Consider the following 15,710-nt stretch of genomic DNA (forward strand, 5'->3'; position numbering starts at 1 on the left):
TCATAAAGGCGTTGTGTTGGGTGTGCCCCGTTCAACTGGAAACACTGCTAATCAGCCGCTGCCGGTTAAGCTGAGGTCTGGCCGGCTTCCTCTTCAACCCGACCGAAAATCTGACGGAAGGTCTCAATGGGCTGCGCGCCGACAATAGCGTAGCGATCGTTGATGATAAAGGTCGGCACGCCGGTAACACGAAGTTCGTGACCCAGGTCTTGCGACTTCTTCAGCCGCTCCTCGTACCGGTTTTCGTCAATCGCCTTCAACATTTCTTTCCCGTCCAGACCGGCGCGATCAGCTGTTTCAGCGATAACTTCCCGCAGACCAATATTCTGTCCCCGGGCAAAAACCGCTTCCAGCATCTCGCGATGGAACTCTGGAAAGCGACCGTTGTCCCGGGCGTATTCGGCCCCGGCCAGCGCCAGCGCAGAATTAGCCAGAATCGGCGACGGGTTATAAGGCAGCCCCAGCTCCTCGGCCCGGCGGGCCAGCATGGCTTTCATCTGAGCCATGTCATCGGGATCATAGCGTCCGCTGAGGTCGGCGCCGCCCGGCGGCGTTTCGGGATGAATTTCAAAGCCCAGCCAGGTCTCTTCAATGTCAAACTCATTATGCAAACTGTCGACAAGGCCCTTGCCGATATAGCAGAATGGTCAGATGTAGTCGGAAAATACCGTAAGTTTAATCGTCATATGACTATTATAACACTGGTCGCTGATAACTCCTTTATCCCGGCCATTAGGCCTTGTGTTGCTGCCTTGCGGCGGTATTGCTATACTTACAAGGTTAATTTTATGAGTAATACAGCTACCACAACCAAATATGAAACGGTCATCGGGCTGGAAGTCCACGCCCAATTGGCCACCGCCAGCAAGATGTACTGCCGCTGTGCTTCGGATTATGCCGCAGCACCGCCTAATACTCGTGTCTGCCCGGTGTGTCTGGGTTTACCCGGCGTCCTGCCGGTAATTAACAAACGGGCTGTAGAATTCACCATGATGACGGCGCTGGCGCTTAACTGTACCATCGCCCCGCACTCCAAGTTTGACCGCAAAAACTATCCTTACCCGGACCTGATGAAAGGTTATCAGATTTCCCAGTTTGATGAGCCCATCGGCCGCAACGGCTGGCTGGATATTACGGTCAACGGTGAGGTCAGACGCATCGGCATCACCCGCGTCCATCTTGAGGAGGATGTGGCCAAGCTGCTCCACCGTGATGAACTCGGCGGCGGTCATTCTCTGGTGGACATCAACCGCTCCGGCGTACCGCTGATGGAAATTGTTTCCGAACCGGACATGCGGGAGCCGGAAGAGGCCCGGCAATATCTGATGAAGCTGCGCACCATCCTGCGTTATCTCAGCGTCTCGGTCGCCAATATGGAAGAAGGCTCCTTCCGCTGTGACGCCAATATTTCACTGCGCCCGACCGGCCAGACTGAATTAAATCCCAAAGTGGAAGTCAAGAACATGAACAGCTTCCGCGCCGTTTTTCGGGCGCTGGAATACGAGGTAATCCGCCAGACCGAGGATTATGACCTCGGCGTCCGCGTCGCTCAGGAAACCCGCGGCTGGCTGGATGAAAAGGGCGAGACCGTTTCGCAACGCTCCAAGGAATTTGCCCATGATTACCGCTACTTCCCGGAGCCGGACCTGCCGCCGCTGGAATTTGACGCTAAATGGATAGCTGAAATCAGGTCTCGCCTGCCGGAACTGCCGGAGGCGCGTCAGTCCCGTTTTATCAAGGACTACGGTCTGTCGGATTATGATGCCGCCCTGCTGACCTCGGCACGGGAAACGGCGGATTATTTTGAAGCGGTCTTAAGTGCCGACCTGAATGTAACCGCCAAGGACGCCGCCAACTGGGTCAACGGCGAAGTGTCCCGAATCATGAACGCGGAGAACGTTGATATTGCCGTCTTCAGCAATCAGGTATCGGCCGCCGGCCTGTCCGGTCTGATTCTCATCACCGATAAGGGAACCATCAATAATGCCACCGCCAAAAGTGTGCTGGAAGAGATGTACCGCTCCGGCCACAGCGCCGAAACCATTATCAAGGACAAGGGATTGGCGCAAATCTCCGACGACAGCGCACTCCGGGATATGGCCGCCGAGGTCATCGCCGCTAATCCTGCCGCAGTGGCTGATTATCGGGCTGGCAAGGAACAGTCTGTAAAATTTATGGTCGGTCAACTGATGAAACTCTCGCGGGGACGCGCCAATCCGGCGCTGGCCGCTGAAATTATTCAACAGAAGCTCAAGGAAGGTTAAATAAATGCTCACCTTTTTGTTAATAGCCCAGATTATCATCGCCGTGACTCTCGGCCTGTCCACCCTGCTTCAGGTCAAGGGCGGCGGGCTCGGCGGCATCTTCGGTCAGGCGGACACCGTTTTCCGGACCAAGCGCGGGATTGAGAAAACCCTGTTTCAACTTACCATCGCGCTGGTAATACTGTTCGTCCTGATTTCCATCTGGATACTGCTGATCATTTAGGGCTGACAACAGCCCGGACCGGGGAGCGGAAATGAACTCCGTCATCACCCTGACAACTGATTTTGGTACCACCGATGCCTATGTCGGAGCGGTTAAGGGTGTTATCCTGGGAATCAATCCCGCCGCCCAAATCGTAGATATCAGCCACCAGATCCAGCCACAGAATATTCACCAGGCGGCTTTTATCCTGTCGAGAGCGTTTCCCTATTTCCCTCATTCCGCCGTTCATCTGGTGGTAGTTGACCCCGGCGTCGGCTCCAATCGCCGCATCATCATCCTCAGAACCCCGGTGGGCACTTTCATCGGCCCGGATAACGGGGTATTGTCCTATGCCGCCCGGGGCTATATTTTGCAGGAAACGGGCAGTGCCGCCCGTGGGCCGCAACTGGCCACTTTGACCGGCGAGGCCCGCGCCGTGGCGGTCACCAACAGCCATTTCTTCCGCCAGCCGGTATCCGACACCTTTCACGCCCGGGACATCATGGCGCCGGTTGCGGCGCTGTTATCGCAGGGATTTCAGATCAACGCCTTCGGTGAAACTATTGACCGGCTTCAGATGTTACCGCTGTCCCGTCCGGCCAGTGACGGCGCCGTTGTACAGGGGCACGTTATCCATATTGACAGCTTCGGCAACATCATCACCGACGTCCGCTGCGAGGACCTGCTGCCAGGCAGCAACGACCTGCGACTGGAACTGCACGGCCATTTGATCAGCGGGCTGGCCCAAAATTACGCCGACACTAACGGCCTGCTGGCGCTGTTCGGTTCATCCGGCTATCTGGAAATTGCCTTGAAGAACGGAAGCGCCGCGGCAATTACCTCCGTCCGCATCGGTGATGAGATAAAAATAAGGGCGGGTGCCAGCTAGTCCGCTTAACACCCACCCTTTGAAGTCCTTATTAAATTTTCTTGTTTCCTGGATTTGGCTTTCGCTTCGCTCTTTACTTCTCCAGCACTGGTCAGGAGACCAGACGGTTTTCAACCGATTTACGAAAAGCTCAAGAGCCTTCTTCCAGGCTCCTCGCTACAGTCAATCTCTAGGATGCCCAGCCTCCCAGCGAGGAGCATTTGCAAGGAAAGAGCCACATTCCCAGAACGGCTTGTCTCTTTACCAACCATTCCTCCCTTCGCTAGATAATTATTTCGCGAGTTTTCTCCCGCAATCTCAATATACTCGCAAATATCATTCTGGTCAAGACCGGAGGCAGGCTGTAGGAGATAATTAGCCGGATTGAAGTTTAATAATGACTGATGGTTTTTCCGCCATTAATTCAGTGTATCTCCCAAAATCGTCGTTTTTCTGCCTTTTTCATTCGTGAAAGCGCCCCACCGGCTGCCGGCAGCCGGTGGTTGTGGTAAAATCCAGCCATGCGGATAGATATTCTGACTCTGTTTCCAGAAATGTTTGCCGGACCTTTCAGCTCCAGCATCCTGAAGCGGGCTGTTGACCGCGGCCTGCTGCGGATTGAACTACACAATATCCGGGATTACACCCATGACCGCCATCATGTGGTTGACGACACCCCTTACGGCGGCGGCGCCGGCATGGTCATCAAACCGGAACCAGTGTTTGAAGCGGTAGCAGCGGCGCAATCAGCAGCGGAAGAGCCTGCCGAAATCATCTTGCTGTCGCCGGCGGGGCGGCTTTTCACTCAGGCGATCGCCGCCGAGTTGGCGCTCAAGCCGCGACTGATTCTCATCTCCGGCCATTATGAAGGTCTTGATGAACGGGTCAGAACCATCATCAGCGATGAAATCAGCATCGGGGATTATGTGCTTTCCGGCGGTGAACTGCCGGCGATGGTGGTTGCTGACGCGGTCGCCCGGCTGGTACCCGGTGTTTTAGGTTCTAGTGATTCCCACCTGGATGAATCCCACAGTGACGGGCTGCTGGAATACCCGCACTATACCCGCCCGCCGGAGTACCGGGGTCTGACCGTCCCCCCGGTCCTGCTGTCCGGCAACCATGCCGCCATCGCCCGCTGGCGACGGCGGGAGTCACTGAAGTTGACCCTTAAACGCCGGCCGGACCTGCTGGACTTAAAAAACCTGTCCGCCGCCGACCGGCGTCTGTTGGCAGAAATTGAAGCTGAATGTCCCGATACCCCGGATATCGCCGGCTCTTAGCAGTCGCCGGCGGAGCTAAAATGGTTGATTTCGCCGCCCGACTTGAATTTTAGGTGCTATTTGTGATTTACTATTCAGTCTGTTACATTTAAGTTTTCCCCGGCTGGTAAACACCGGACCGGCAGGATAAAGGAGTTCACAAAGTGAGAGTTTCAGAGCTGGTACCGGCCGAGGTCAAAGCTGATTTCCCCGAGGTTAATCCCGGTGACACCGTCAAGGTTCATGTCAAGATAGTTGAAGGTGAGAAGGAACGTATTCAGGTATTCCAGGGTGTGGTGCTGCGGGTCCGCGCCGGCGGCGACGGCGGTAATTTCACCGTCCGACGCGTCAGCTACGGCATCGGCGTGGAGCGGGTGTTCCCCTTTGCCTCCCCCCGGGTAGATAAAATTGAAGTGCTTCGCCGCGGCAAGGTTCGCCGGGCCAAGCTTTACTATCTGCGCAACTTGTCCGGCAAGGCTGCCCGGATTAAGGAACGTCGCGAGCCGGTCGCCAAGGCATCCGAATAAACTAAGCGAGTAAACGCTTGCTCTATGCCGAGGTCAGTGTCAATGCACCGGCCGCCGGCCGGAGTGCCTTCAGCTACCAAATTCCGGCCGGCATGAATGTCCGGCCGGGGCAGGCGGTGCTGGTTCCCTTCGGTCAGAAAATCCTGCAGGGCATTGTCATTGAGGTGGCTGAACAGCCACGTTTCGCTGAAACCCGGCCGCTGGACGGCCTTATTCAGCCCCCGATTTGCCTGACACCGCAGCAATTAGCCGCCGGTCTCTTCATCAGCCGTCACTACCTCGCCCCGCTCTTTGCCTCTCTGGCCTTATGGCTGCCGCCGGGCTTTGAACGACAGGCTGCGGCCGAAATCTGCCGCACCAGTCAGCCGGCAGACGTTGCCCTCACCCCGCTGGAATCAGCCATTATGGCGGTGCTGCCTGACACCTGTATCGGGCAAAAAGCACTGGAGCAACAGTTCGGAGCCGCCAAAACCGGTCCCGCCTTGCGTCATCTGCTGGAACAAGGCCTTATTGACCGCTCATACCACCTGGCTCCCACCCGGATTAAACCCCGCCTAGAACGGGTCATCATTTTAAATATCAGTGCCGACGCCGCTGCGGATACTGCAGCCGGCCTCACAATCAGAGCCCCCAGACAAGCCGATATTCTATTCCGACTGGCCAACTCGCGCGGCCGCCTGCCGCTCAGCGAACTGCGACGGGAACTCGGCGACATAACCTCTTCCGTGAACACCCTGAAAAACAAGCGCCTTTTAAACGTCATTGAGGAAGAAGCGCCGCGAGTGCCGTGCCTGCCGGCCGCCATGGAATTACCCCTGACCCCGGCCTTGACGGCCGCACAACAATCGGCCTTGACTGCCGTCAACCAGGGACTGGGCACCGCGGTCCCCGGCCGGGCGCCGGTTTTCCTGCTGCACGGCGTTACCGGCTCCGGCAAAACAGAGGTTTATCTGCACGCCACCGCCCACGCGCTGCAACAAGGACGTCAGGTCATCATCCTGGTGCCGGAGATTGCCCTGACGCACCAGATCGTGGAACGTTTTACCGCCCGCTTTCCCGGCCGGGTGGCGGTACTCCACAGCCGGTTGTCGCTGGGCGAACGCTTTGACCAGTGGCGCGCCATCGCCGAAGGCGGCCTGGATATCGTCATCGGCCCCCGAAGTGCCTTGTTTGCACCGGCCGCCCGCCTCGGCCTGATCGTCATGGATGAAGAACACGAATGGGCCTACAAACAACAGGACACCCCGCCGCTGTACCACACCCGCACCGTCGCCCGCCGCCTGGCGCAGGAATACGGTGCGGCGCTGCTGCTCGGCTCCGCCACGCCGGATGTTGAAAGCTACCACCTGGCGGTCACCGGCCGCTACCAGTTGCTGGAACTACCGGACCGGCTGACCCCCCACGTCAACACCCCCCTGCCGCCGGTAACGCTGGTGGACCTGCGCCAGGAGTTGAAAAGCGGCAACCTGTCCATTTTCAGCCGCCGGCTTAAAACAGAAATGACCGCCGCCCTGCGCAACGGCGAACAGATTATACTTTTTTACAACCGCCGCGGCGGGGCCACCTTTATCCAGTGCCGCGACTGCGGAGAAGTCATCAAGTGCCACAATTGCCGATTGCCGCTGGGTTATCATCCGGTGGAAAACCGGCTGGTCTGCCATCATTGCAACGCCGGCTACCGGCTGCCCGAAACCTGCCCGGTTTGCCGCAGCCGCCGCATTAAATACCTGGGACTGGGCACCCAAAAGCTGGAAGAGGAAACCAGGCGGGAGTTCCCGGAGTCCCGTATCCTGCGCTGGGATTCGGACGCCGCCCGGGGCAAAGACGCCGGTTACCGCATTTTTGACGAATTCCGTTCGGGCAAGGCCGATATCCTCATCGGAACTCAGGTCGTGGCCCGCGGTCTGGACCTGCCGGGCGTCGGCCTGGTCGGCGTCATCAACGCCGATACCGCTCTGAACCTGCCGGATTTCCGCGCCGGTGAACGCACCTTTCAACTGCTGGCCCAGGTGGCCGGCCGCGCCGGACGCGGTGAATTTGCCGGCCGGGTGGTCGTCCAGAGTTACCAGCCGGAACATTACGCCGTCGCCGCCGCGGTCGGGCATAATTACGCCGAGTTTTACCAAAAAGAGCTTGATTATCGCCGAATGCTGGGCTATCCGCCCTTCGGAGAACTGGCGGTCATCACCACCCGGCATGTCCGCGAAGCCGAAAGCCTGCGCCAGGCCCAAAACATCAAACAGAAATTGACCGGGCAACTTGACGCTCGCGGCCTGACCGGCATTTCCTTCATCGGGCCGGCCCCAGCGTTTGTCCCCCGCCGCCGCGGCTGTTATCGCTTTCAGTTAATCGTCAAGGGTGCTGAAGTCACCGATTTTCTGAACCGGGCCGGTCTGCCGGCCGGCCTCAGCATTGATGTTGACCCGCTCGGCCTGAGCTGAGTCACCTTCCGGCCGTTTCCTGAGGACAAAAGTATTCAGCAAATATGAATATACATGAGTATACACGAATAAATTTATCCAATTGTGGCTGACGTGTTTTGAAAACCGATAATTTATGACTATTGTCCAAATAAGCCCTTGATTATCAATAATTGTATGTTATAATACGGCCATGGTCAGGGTTATTGACTCCAGCGTGCCCGACAACGTATCTCCGGTGGAATTCGGAAAGATGCTGCGTCTGCGGCGGCAGGCGATACCGCTGACCCTCCAGGAACTGGCTGAGCGCAGCGGCATTTCCACCTCCCACATCGGCCGGATTGAGCGGGGCGAGCGCTTCCCCTCGGCCAAAGTCCTGCTGAAACTGGCCTGTCATCTCCAGTATGATGAAAATGAACTCTTCACCCTGGCTGGCTACCTGACCTCTGCGGACAGCCCTAATCTTCACAGTGACCTCGCCAAACCGTCGCGGCAGCTTGACCCCCAGGTCGCCCGGGTGCTGGCCGCCGAAACCCCGGAAATTCAGCGGGCCGTCATCAGCCTGCTGCCCGCGCTGAAAACCGCCGCCCGGGATATCAACCACCACTAGTTCGGCTCTCTGATTCCTTGCCCCGCCTTTTTAATGCCTGTATAGTTATGGCGTTGGCCATGACTGAACAAATGTCATCTGAAATAACCGTCGCCGCCTCGCAACGCGCTGTCATCGCCGCCGTGGCGGAGACGGCTGCTTCCCTGGACATTCCAGCCGCAGTCGTCGGCGGCTTTCTCCGGGATACTGTGCTCGGCCGCCCCTCCGTTGACCTGGACGTGGCGGTCTTCGGCGACGCCGGCTTAATGACGCAGCGCCTGGCCGAAACACTGAACGGTACCGCCTTTGCCCTGAGCCATGATAACGGCATGTACCGGGTCACCCTGCCGCCGGGCAGCGCCTTTGACCAGATAGACCTGGGCACGGCTGCCAGCACGCTGGAGGCTGACCTTGGCCGCCGGGACTTCACCGCCAACGCTCTGGGTGCCCGGCTGACAGATTTTAACGCCGATTCCGGCCGGCTGGCCGTCATGGACACCACCGGCGGACTGGCTGATATCAAGCACCGCTGTCTCCGCGCCGTCGCGCCGGACGTTTTCCGCCAGGATCCGGCCCGGTTGTTGCGCGGCGTCCGGCTGGCCGCCGAACTCGGATTCACCATTGAGCCGCAGACTGCCGACCTGCTGCGCGCCGATGCCGGGCTGGCCGCCGGAGTGGCCGGCGAGCGCACCCGGGAGGAACTGCTGCGGCTGTTGGCGCTGCCGGGTGCCGGAGCCAGCGTGACCCAACTGGATCGCCTGGGTCTGTTGACGGTCATATTCCCGGAATTAACCCCTTCACGGGGGGTGGAACAACCCAAAGAACACGCCTGGGATGTCTTTAACCACCAGTTGCAGACCATCTACGCCCTGGACTGGATCATGGGACAGGGTGACTGGCCCCATGCCGACGATTCCGTCGGGGATCTTATTCCCATGCCGCCGGAAGTCACCGGCTACTTTAACACTCCCACCGGCCGCGGCGCTGGCCGACTGGCACTTACCCGCCTGGCGGCTCTGCTCCATGATGTAGCCAAGCCGGAGACCAAAATCCTGACTGACTCCGGCCGTATCCGCTTTTTCGGCCATGCTCAGAAAGGCGCGGAAGTCGTCCGGCAGATTCTGGAGCGGCTGCGCTTTTCCCACCGGGAAACACTGCTGGTAACTGCCATGGTACGGGCCCACCTGCGACCGGTGCAGATGGGGCCGGAGCGGGTCCTGCCGACCCCCCGGGCGGTGTTCCGCTACCTCAGGGACACAGGAGAGGGCGCCGTCGGCACGCTGTATCTCAGTCTGGCCGACCATCTGGCCGCCCGCGGTCCGGCGCTGGAGCTTGATAACTTTCGTGAACATGTTACAATAGTGAGCTATATTCTGGCAGAGTTGGAGCGGCAGGCAGTCAAGTCACGGGAAACGCCGCTGATCACCGGGCATGAATTACAACAACGCTTCGGCCTTAAGCCGGGGCCGGCCATAGGCCGGGTGCTGGCCGCGACGCGGGAAGCCCAGGCCACCGGGGAGATTCACACTCCGGCAGAGGCCGCCGAGTTCGTCCGCGAGTTCATCAACCGGCCGGACGACAATTGAGAACAATTTTTTACTGGATTCAGGAACAATAATGAAAAAACATCTACCCAAGCTTATTACCATTCTGGCATTGTTCGTGCTGTCGGCGCTCATCGTCCTGCCGGCCGGCAAAGGCCTTCTTTTAGAGAAGCCCATTGAACTGGGACTGGATCTTCAGGGCGGCATCCATCTGGTCTATGAAGCCGATCTGAGCGGTGTAGCAGACGGGGACAAGGGCGCCACCATGGAAGGCATCATGGGCGTCATCAACAACCGGGTCAACCCGCTGGGTGTCAGCGAGCCCAACATCTTCGTCCAGGGCGATAACCGCATCGTGGTGGAACTGCCCGGCACGGAACTGTCCGACGCTCAGAAGCAGCGCATCGGCTCCACCGCGCTGCTGGTCTTCGGTGAAAAAACCGAGAACGAGGACGAGGCTGTCTGGACCAACTCATTGGGCATGTGGAAGCCGGCCACCGCCGAGATTGACGGTGTGGTTTATGAGCTCACATCCTCCTATTTCAAGGAAAACACCTACGTCAGCACCGACCAGTTCGGCCGCATCCAGATGAACTTTGAGTGGACTGAAGAAGGGTCCAAGATTTCAGAAATCGTCACTGGGCGACTGGTCGGCAAGAGCCTGGGCATCTTTGAAGGCGATTCCGCTCTTTTGGGCGATGACGGTCAGCCCATTGCGCCGACGGTGAACACAGTCATTACCGATTCCGGCATCATCACCGGCCTGTCCACCACCGAAGCCCAGCTGCTGTCCAAGCAGCTTAACGCCGGCCGCCTGCCGGTATCGCTGGAAGTCATTTATGAAAACACCATCTCGCCGGTACTGGGTGCCGACTTCGTAGACCTGAGCGTGCTGGCCGGGGTTATCGGCCTGCTGCTGGTCATCATCTTTATGGTCGCTTTCTACCGCCTGCCCGGCGTTATGGCCGGCCTGGCGCTTATTTTCTATGTGGTGCTGGTACTGGCGGTCTACAAGATTGTGCCGGTGACCCTGACGCTGGCCGGTATCGGCGGCTTCATCCTGTCCATCGGCATGGCGGTGGACGCCAACGTGCTCATCTTTGAACGCATGAAGGAAGAACTGCGGGCTAAACGCACCGTGGGCGCGGCCATTGAGTCCGGCTTCTCCCGTGCCTGGAGCGCCATCTGGGACGCTAACGTGACCACCCTCATCGTCTGCGCCGTACTGTACTGGGTCGGCTCCAGCGTGGCGGCCGGCGCGCCCGTTCAGGGTTTCGCCCTGACGCTGGGCCTCGGCGTCCTGGCCAGTATGTTCACCGCCATGTTCGTCACCCGCACCTTCCTGCGGTCGCTCATCGGCTCCAGCTACGCCAAAAAACTAAATCTATTCACCACCGAAACAGGGGAACAGCATGCCTAATATCATCGGTAAAAGAAAACTATTTCTCAGCATTTCCGGGGCACTGATTGCCCTGTCGCTGGTGTTCCTGGCCGTCTTCGGCTTGCGCGCCGGCATAGACTTCTCCGCCGGTTCCATGCTGACCATCGCCTTTGACACCACCCCGCAGCTATCCGAACTCAACGCTGAACTGGATAACCTGGGCTACGGCACCGCCATCGTCCAGGAAACCGGCACCGAAGATTTCATGATCCGGCTGCCGGCCATTACCGATGGGGAAAAAAACAGCCTCAAGGCCGGCCTGACCGCCGCCCTGGGCAACCTGACCGAACGCAGCTTTGAGACGGTTGACCCGGTCATCGCCAGTCAGACATCCCGTGTCGCTCTGATTGCCGTGGCGCTGGCCGCCCTCGGCATCCTGCTGTACCTGACCTACGCCTTCCGCCGCATGCCCAAGCCGATGCATTACGGAGTGGTAGCCGTGGCCGCGGTGTTGCACGATGTGCTGGCAGTGCTGGGCATTTTTGCCCTGCTGGCCGCCATCTTCGGCTTGGAAATTAACCTGGTCTTTATCATCGGCATCCTGGCGGTCATCGGTTACAGCGTCAACAACACCGTGGTCATCTTTGACCGCATCCGCGAGAACAAGCTCCGCGGCGTAGCGCCCACCTTTGAAGGCGTAGTCAACCGCAGTGTCGGCGAAACGCTGATCCGCTCCATCAACACCTCACTGACCACCATCATCGTGGTGCTGGCGCTGATGCTGTTCGTGGGCGCCACCATCCAGAACCTGGCGGTGGTGATGCTGATCGGCATTATCGTGGGTACTTATGATTCGGTGTTCGTAGCCCCGGCCATTCTGGTCATCTGGGATAACCTGGACCGGCGGCGGCTGGGCGGGCGGGTCACCGCGTAAAATATCACCGGAAAAAGCTGAAGGGCGGTCAAGATGACCGCCCTTTTTTTATGGATAACTGGAGTAATGGCGCGCTTGGCGGGGCTCGAACCCACGACCTCAGCCTTCGCAGGGCTGCGCTCTATCCATCTGAGCTACAAGCGCACGTCGCCTGATAACCAGGTAATCGGGGATGGTTGCCTTACTTGGTTATAAAATGGTGCCGAAGGAGAGATTTGAACTCTCACGCCCTTGCGGACACTACGCCCTGAACGTAGCGCGTCTGCCGTTCCGCCACTTCGGCTGGTTTGGACAACAGGCAAGTGTCAATTATACTTAGCTGGGTATATACTGTCAATCGGAGGCGTTGATGCGCGTAATCCTGTTCACCGGCAAGGGCGGCGTCGGTAAAACCAGTATGGCGGCGGCTACCGCAGTGCGGTGTGCCGAACTGGGCCACCGCACCATGGTGCTGTCCACTGACATCGCCCACAGCCTGTCCGACTCCCTGGACCTCCAACTCGGCAATGACCCGAAGCAGATTGCCCCCAACCTCTGGGGTCAGGAGATTGAGATCTACCAGACCATGGAGAGTTACTGGGGCACCATCCAGCGCTATATCTCGGCCTTAATGGCCTGGCGGGGTATGAGCGGCATCACCGCTGATGAGATGGCGGTCCTGCCGGGTATGGAAGAACTGGCTAACCTGCTGTATATCTCCCGCTACAACCGTGAGGGTAATTACGATGTGGTGGTGGTGGACTCCGCCCCGACCGGCGAAACGCTGCGGCTGCTGTCCTTCCCCGACATGCTCAACTGGTGGATGAACCGGCTGTTCCCCATCCAGCGCCGGGTGGCCAAAGTGATGCGTCCGGTGGTCGGAGCGGTATCGGATATCCCGCTGCCGTCCAACTCGGTGATGGACGCCGTGGCCGAACTTTACGCTGAACTGGAGGAAGTCCACAAGCTCCTGATTGACGGCGAGCGGTCATCCATCCGGCTGGTGGTCAACCCGGAGAAGATGGTCATCAAGGAAGCCCAGCGGACGCTGACCTATCTCAACCTGTTCGGCTACGTCACCGATGCCGTTATCGTCAACCGCATCCTGCCCGAAGGCCTGAATGACGCCTACTTCCGCACCTGGCAGTCCAGTCAGCTCAAGTACCGGGAGTACATTGACGAGGCCTTCTCACCGCTGCCCCGGCTCAATATGCCGCTGCTGGATCAGGAAGTGGTCGGCCTGGAGATGCTCCGCCGCATGGCCCGGGCTGCTTACGGCGACGATGACCCGTCGCGCTTCTATTACCACGGCGTATCCCAGACGGTGGTAAAAACGGACGAGGGCTACACCCTCAAGCTGAAACTGCCCTTCGCCACTAAAGAGCAGGTGGACCTCAGCCGCAACCGTGATGAACTCAACCTCAAGGTGGGTCATTACCGCCGCTCGGTTGCCCTGCCCCATGTCCTGAGCCGGCTCAGAGTCACCGGCGCGGCCATGGAAGGCAGTGAACTGCACATCCGCTTTCACGACGATAACCCGCCGCCGCCGGTCAAAGACCGGAAGAATCACAAGTAAAGGAGAGCTGAAATGAGCGACAATATGTTTGAATTTGCCTTCAACCCCGGCGAAGAAGTAGTCATCAAGATCAAGGCGCCGGACCTGAAGAACAAGATGGGCGGGGAAACCCTCCAGCACCTGATGGGCGCCAAAAGGGAAATGCTGCTGGCCCTGCGGAGCCTGCTGGATGATGCCATCGCCCGGACCGATGCCGCCGATTCGCCGGCGGAGAAGACGCATATTGATATTGAGTAAACCGAAGCTGTCCGCCGTCGGCTATCAGCTTTCAGCCGTTGGCTTTCAGCTTCCTGGATTACCCGCTTTCGCGGGTAATGACAACAAACAAAATGCCATCCTCGGCGAAGGCCGGGGGTCCACCGGGGCGGGCTTGGCATGCCAAGCCCCTACAAAAAGTTCGGGGGCTATTCTTGTATGATTGCCCCGATCGCTTCGCGCTTTCACAATGACGGTGAAGGGACGGAATCAGTAATCAGCAGACAGCTGTTAGTAGGCCGTATACCGGGGAGTTGTAGGCAGGAATTGTTTTTTGTAATTTCAGCCCGGTCTCAATTGAAGGAAACGACTCCAATTTTTTAGCTTTGGCGGCGGACAGCCTCAAACGTGATTAGTTTTCCCTCAAAAATATAAATCAATTAAAACAATTCCTTGCTGTGCCGACTGGGACCGGTTTTGCCGGGAATCCGGTGAGAATAGTTAACCGGAAGCGACGGCAGATGAATTTCTTGTCAGACTGGTGTTCTTTTTTAGAGAACAGTATTTTAGTGCATATTAGTAATTTTGTCAATAAGCCCATGTCTCATTTTCCCGTTTTATTTTCGCCGGGACCGTTTTGCTCCCGGTTGAAAACCCTCTATACTATACAGAGTAACAAATATTCATACATTTATAACGAATACCGCTTTGACGACTGCTATTATCTACGACCAGATTTTTTTGAAGCATAATCCCGGCCCGCTCCACCCGGAGTCGCCGGAGCGGCTGAGTGCGATTATGAACCATCTGACGGAGACCGGTCTTCTGGACCGGCTGACCAGTCTGCCAGCGCGCCCGGCCGAACCGGCAGAATTAACGGCGGTCCATACCGCGGACTATCTCCGGATGGCGGAAATCCTGGGCAGCAACGGTGGTTCGCTGGATGTGGACACGGTGCTATCGGCCGATTCCTGGCGGACAGCGGTGACCGCCGCCGGCAGTGCGGTGGCCGCAGTGGCAGCAGTTACTGAAGGCGGCGTTGACGGCGGCTGTTTCGTCCTGTCGCGGCCGCCCGGCCACCATGCCTTCGCCGACCGCGGCAGCGGCTTCTGTCTCCTGAATAACGTCGCCGTGGCAACCCGGGCGGCGCTTGGGAAATACGGCCTGGGACGTGCCGCCATCATTGACTGGGACGTCCACCACGGCAACGGCACTCAGGCTATCTTTGAAGGTGACGAGGCCGTCTTTTATGTGTCGCTGCATCAATCACCGCACTATCCCGGCTCCGGCGCCGCCAGCGATACCGGCCGATATCATAATCAGCTCAATATCCCCCTGCCCGCCGGCAGCGGCGACCAGGAGTATCTAAACGCCTTTGATAAACTGGTGATCCCGGCCATCATCCGGCACTGCCCGGACATCATTTTGGTTTCGGCCGGCTACGACGGCCACCAGGCTGACCCGCTGTCAGCGATGAATTTGTCGGCAGCGGGCTTTGCCGGCATGACGGAGCGGGTGAAAAAACTGGCGGAAGAGTTTTGCGGCGGGCGGCTGGTGTTGCTGCTGGAAGGCGGCTACCATCCGACGGCCACGGCCGAATCGATTGCCGGCACGCTGAGGGCGATGATGGGGGAATTTCAGTAGACAGTAACGAGTAAGCAGTACGGGGGAAATCCTAATATCCAATATCTAATCCCTAAACAATATCAAATACCAAAATTATAATGACCTAAACAGGAACCGGGATTGCCACAGCCGACAGAGAAATACTACCAATACTACAAATAATACCAATTTCAAATAATTCAATAAGAGTACCGAGACTGCTTCGCGCCTGCCGGCCGCTCGCAGTGACGGGGGAGGGTGTACCGGGCGGGCCGATCTGAGTTCGGCCCCTACGAGAACGGTGGACTATACTTGCACGATTGTAAAGCCGCCTGACGGCGGCTTCGCAAAGACGGGAAAATACTAC

Annotated in this window: 14 protein-coding genes and 2 tRNA genes; 13 read left to right on the forward strand and 3 right to left on the reverse strand. The window is 58.2% G+C overall.

The window, feature by feature from the left end:
• Positions 1-65: 65 nt before the first annotated feature.
• Positions 66-635: a DsbA family protein gene (locus V8247_RS02760; RefSeq protein WP_338739291.1), complete on the reverse strand. Its 570-nt coding sequence runs from the start codon at positions 633-635 to the stop codon at positions 66-68.
• 153 nt (positions 636-788) lie between these two features.
• On the opposite strand from V8247_RS02760, the gene gatB reads away from it, so the two are divergent.
• The 10 genes from gatB (at position 789) to secF (ending at position 11,988) form a co-directional block, all read left to right on the forward strand.
• Positions 789-2,264 (forward strand): Asp-tRNA(Asn)/Glu-tRNA(Gln) amidotransferase subunit GatB, encoded by a 1,476-nt coding sequence (gene gatB, locus V8247_RS02765; protein WP_338738533.1) that lies wholly within the window; start codon positions 789-791, stop codon positions 2,262-2,264.
• A gap of 4 nt (positions 2,265-2,268) precedes the next feature.
• Positions 2,269-2,487 carry a preprotein translocase subunit SecG gene (gene secG, locus V8247_RS02770; RefSeq protein ID WP_338738535.1) on the forward strand — a complete coding sequence of 73 codons (219 nt, stop codon included), beginning with the start codon at positions 2,269-2,271 and terminating at the stop codon, positions 2,485-2,487.
• A gap of 31 nt (positions 2,488-2,518) precedes the next feature.
• Positions 2,519-3,355, forward strand: coding sequence for an SAM-dependent chlorinase/fluorinase (locus V8247_RS02775; RefSeq protein ID WP_338738537.1), 837 nt, complete (start codon positions 2,519-2,521; stop codon positions 3,353-3,355).
• 500 nt (positions 3,356-3,855) lie between these two features.
• Entirely contained in the window at positions 3,856-4,614 is a 759-nt protein-coding gene (gene trmD / locus V8247_RS02780) for a tRNA (guanosine(37)-N1)-methyltransferase TrmD (protein ID WP_338738539.1), read from the forward strand.
• A 143-nt stretch (positions 4,615-4,757) separates the two neighbouring features.
• Positions 4,758-5,120, forward strand: a complete 363-nt coding sequence (gene rplS, locus V8247_RS02785) for a 50S ribosomal protein L19 (RefSeq protein ID WP_338738542.1) — start codon at positions 4,758-4,760, stop codon at positions 5,118-5,120.
• Positions 5,121-5,137: 17 nt separating this feature from the next.
• On the forward strand, positions 5,138-7,561 hold the full coding sequence (gene priA, locus V8247_RS02790; protein WP_338738544.1) for a primosomal protein N': 2,424 nt from the start codon (positions 5,138-5,140) through the stop codon (positions 7,559-7,561).
• 172 nt (positions 7,562-7,733) lie between these two features.
• The gene (locus V8247_RS02795) at positions 7,734-8,150 is read left to right on the forward strand and encodes a helix-turn-helix transcriptional regulator (RefSeq protein WP_338738547.1); all 417 of its coding nucleotides are present in this window, start codon (positions 7,734-7,736) and stop codon (positions 8,148-8,150) included.
• 59 nt (positions 8,151-8,209) lie between these two features.
• The gene (locus V8247_RS02800; RefSeq protein WP_338738549.1) at positions 8,210-9,715 is read left to right on the forward strand and encodes an HD domain-containing protein; all 1,506 of its coding nucleotides are present in this window, start codon (positions 8,210-8,212) and stop codon (positions 9,713-9,715) included.
• 31 nt (positions 9,716-9,746) lie between these two features.
• Complete coding sequence (gene secD, locus V8247_RS02805; RefSeq protein ID WP_338738551.1) at positions 9,747-11,093, forward strand: protein translocase subunit SecD; 1,347 nt, start codon at positions 9,747-9,749, stop codon at positions 11,091-11,093.
• A complete protein-coding gene (gene secF / locus V8247_RS02810) occupies positions 11,086-11,988 on the forward strand; it encodes a protein translocase subunit SecF (RefSeq protein ID WP_338738553.1) in 903 nt (300 codons plus the stop codon). The genes secD and secF overlap by 8 nt, the downstream gene beginning before the upstream one ends.
• Before the next feature lie 67 nt (positions 11,989-12,055).
• Here secF and V8247_RS02815 read toward each other — a convergent pair.
• Together V8247_RS02815 and V8247_RS02820 are read right to left on the reverse strand one after the other, a co-directional pair.
• Positions 12,056-12,132 (reverse strand) — tRNA-Arg (locus V8247_RS02815).
• Positions 12,133-12,185: 53 nt separating this feature from the next.
• Positions 12,186-12,271 (reverse strand) — tRNA-Leu (locus V8247_RS02820).
• A 66-nt stretch (positions 12,272-12,337) separates the two neighbouring features.
• Here V8247_RS02820 and V8247_RS02825 point away from each other — a divergent pair.
• From V8247_RS02825 to V8247_RS02835, 3 genes are all read left to right on the forward strand, one after another.
• Complete coding sequence (locus V8247_RS02825) at positions 12,338-13,543, forward strand: TRC40/GET3/ArsA family transport-energizing ATPase (RefSeq protein WP_338738555.1); 1,206 nt, start codon at positions 12,338-12,340, stop codon at positions 13,541-13,543.
• A 12-nt stretch (positions 13,544-13,555) separates the two neighbouring features.
• Positions 13,556-13,780, forward strand: coding sequence for a hypothetical protein (locus V8247_RS02830; RefSeq protein WP_338738556.1), 225 nt, complete (start codon positions 13,556-13,558; stop codon positions 13,778-13,780).
• A 666-nt stretch (positions 13,781-14,446) separates the two neighbouring features.
• Positions 14,447-15,382, forward strand: coding sequence for a histone deacetylase (locus V8247_RS02835; RefSeq protein ID WP_338738558.1), 936 nt, complete (start codon positions 14,447-14,449; stop codon positions 15,380-15,382).
• Positions 15,383-15,710: the final 328 nt, after the last annotated feature.

The sequence above is a fragment of the Dehalogenimonas sp. W genome, from assembly GCF_037094495.1.
GTDB lineage: Bacteria > Chloroflexota > Dehalococcoidia > Dehalococcoidales > Dehalococcoidaceae > Dehalogenimonas > Dehalogenimonas loeffleri.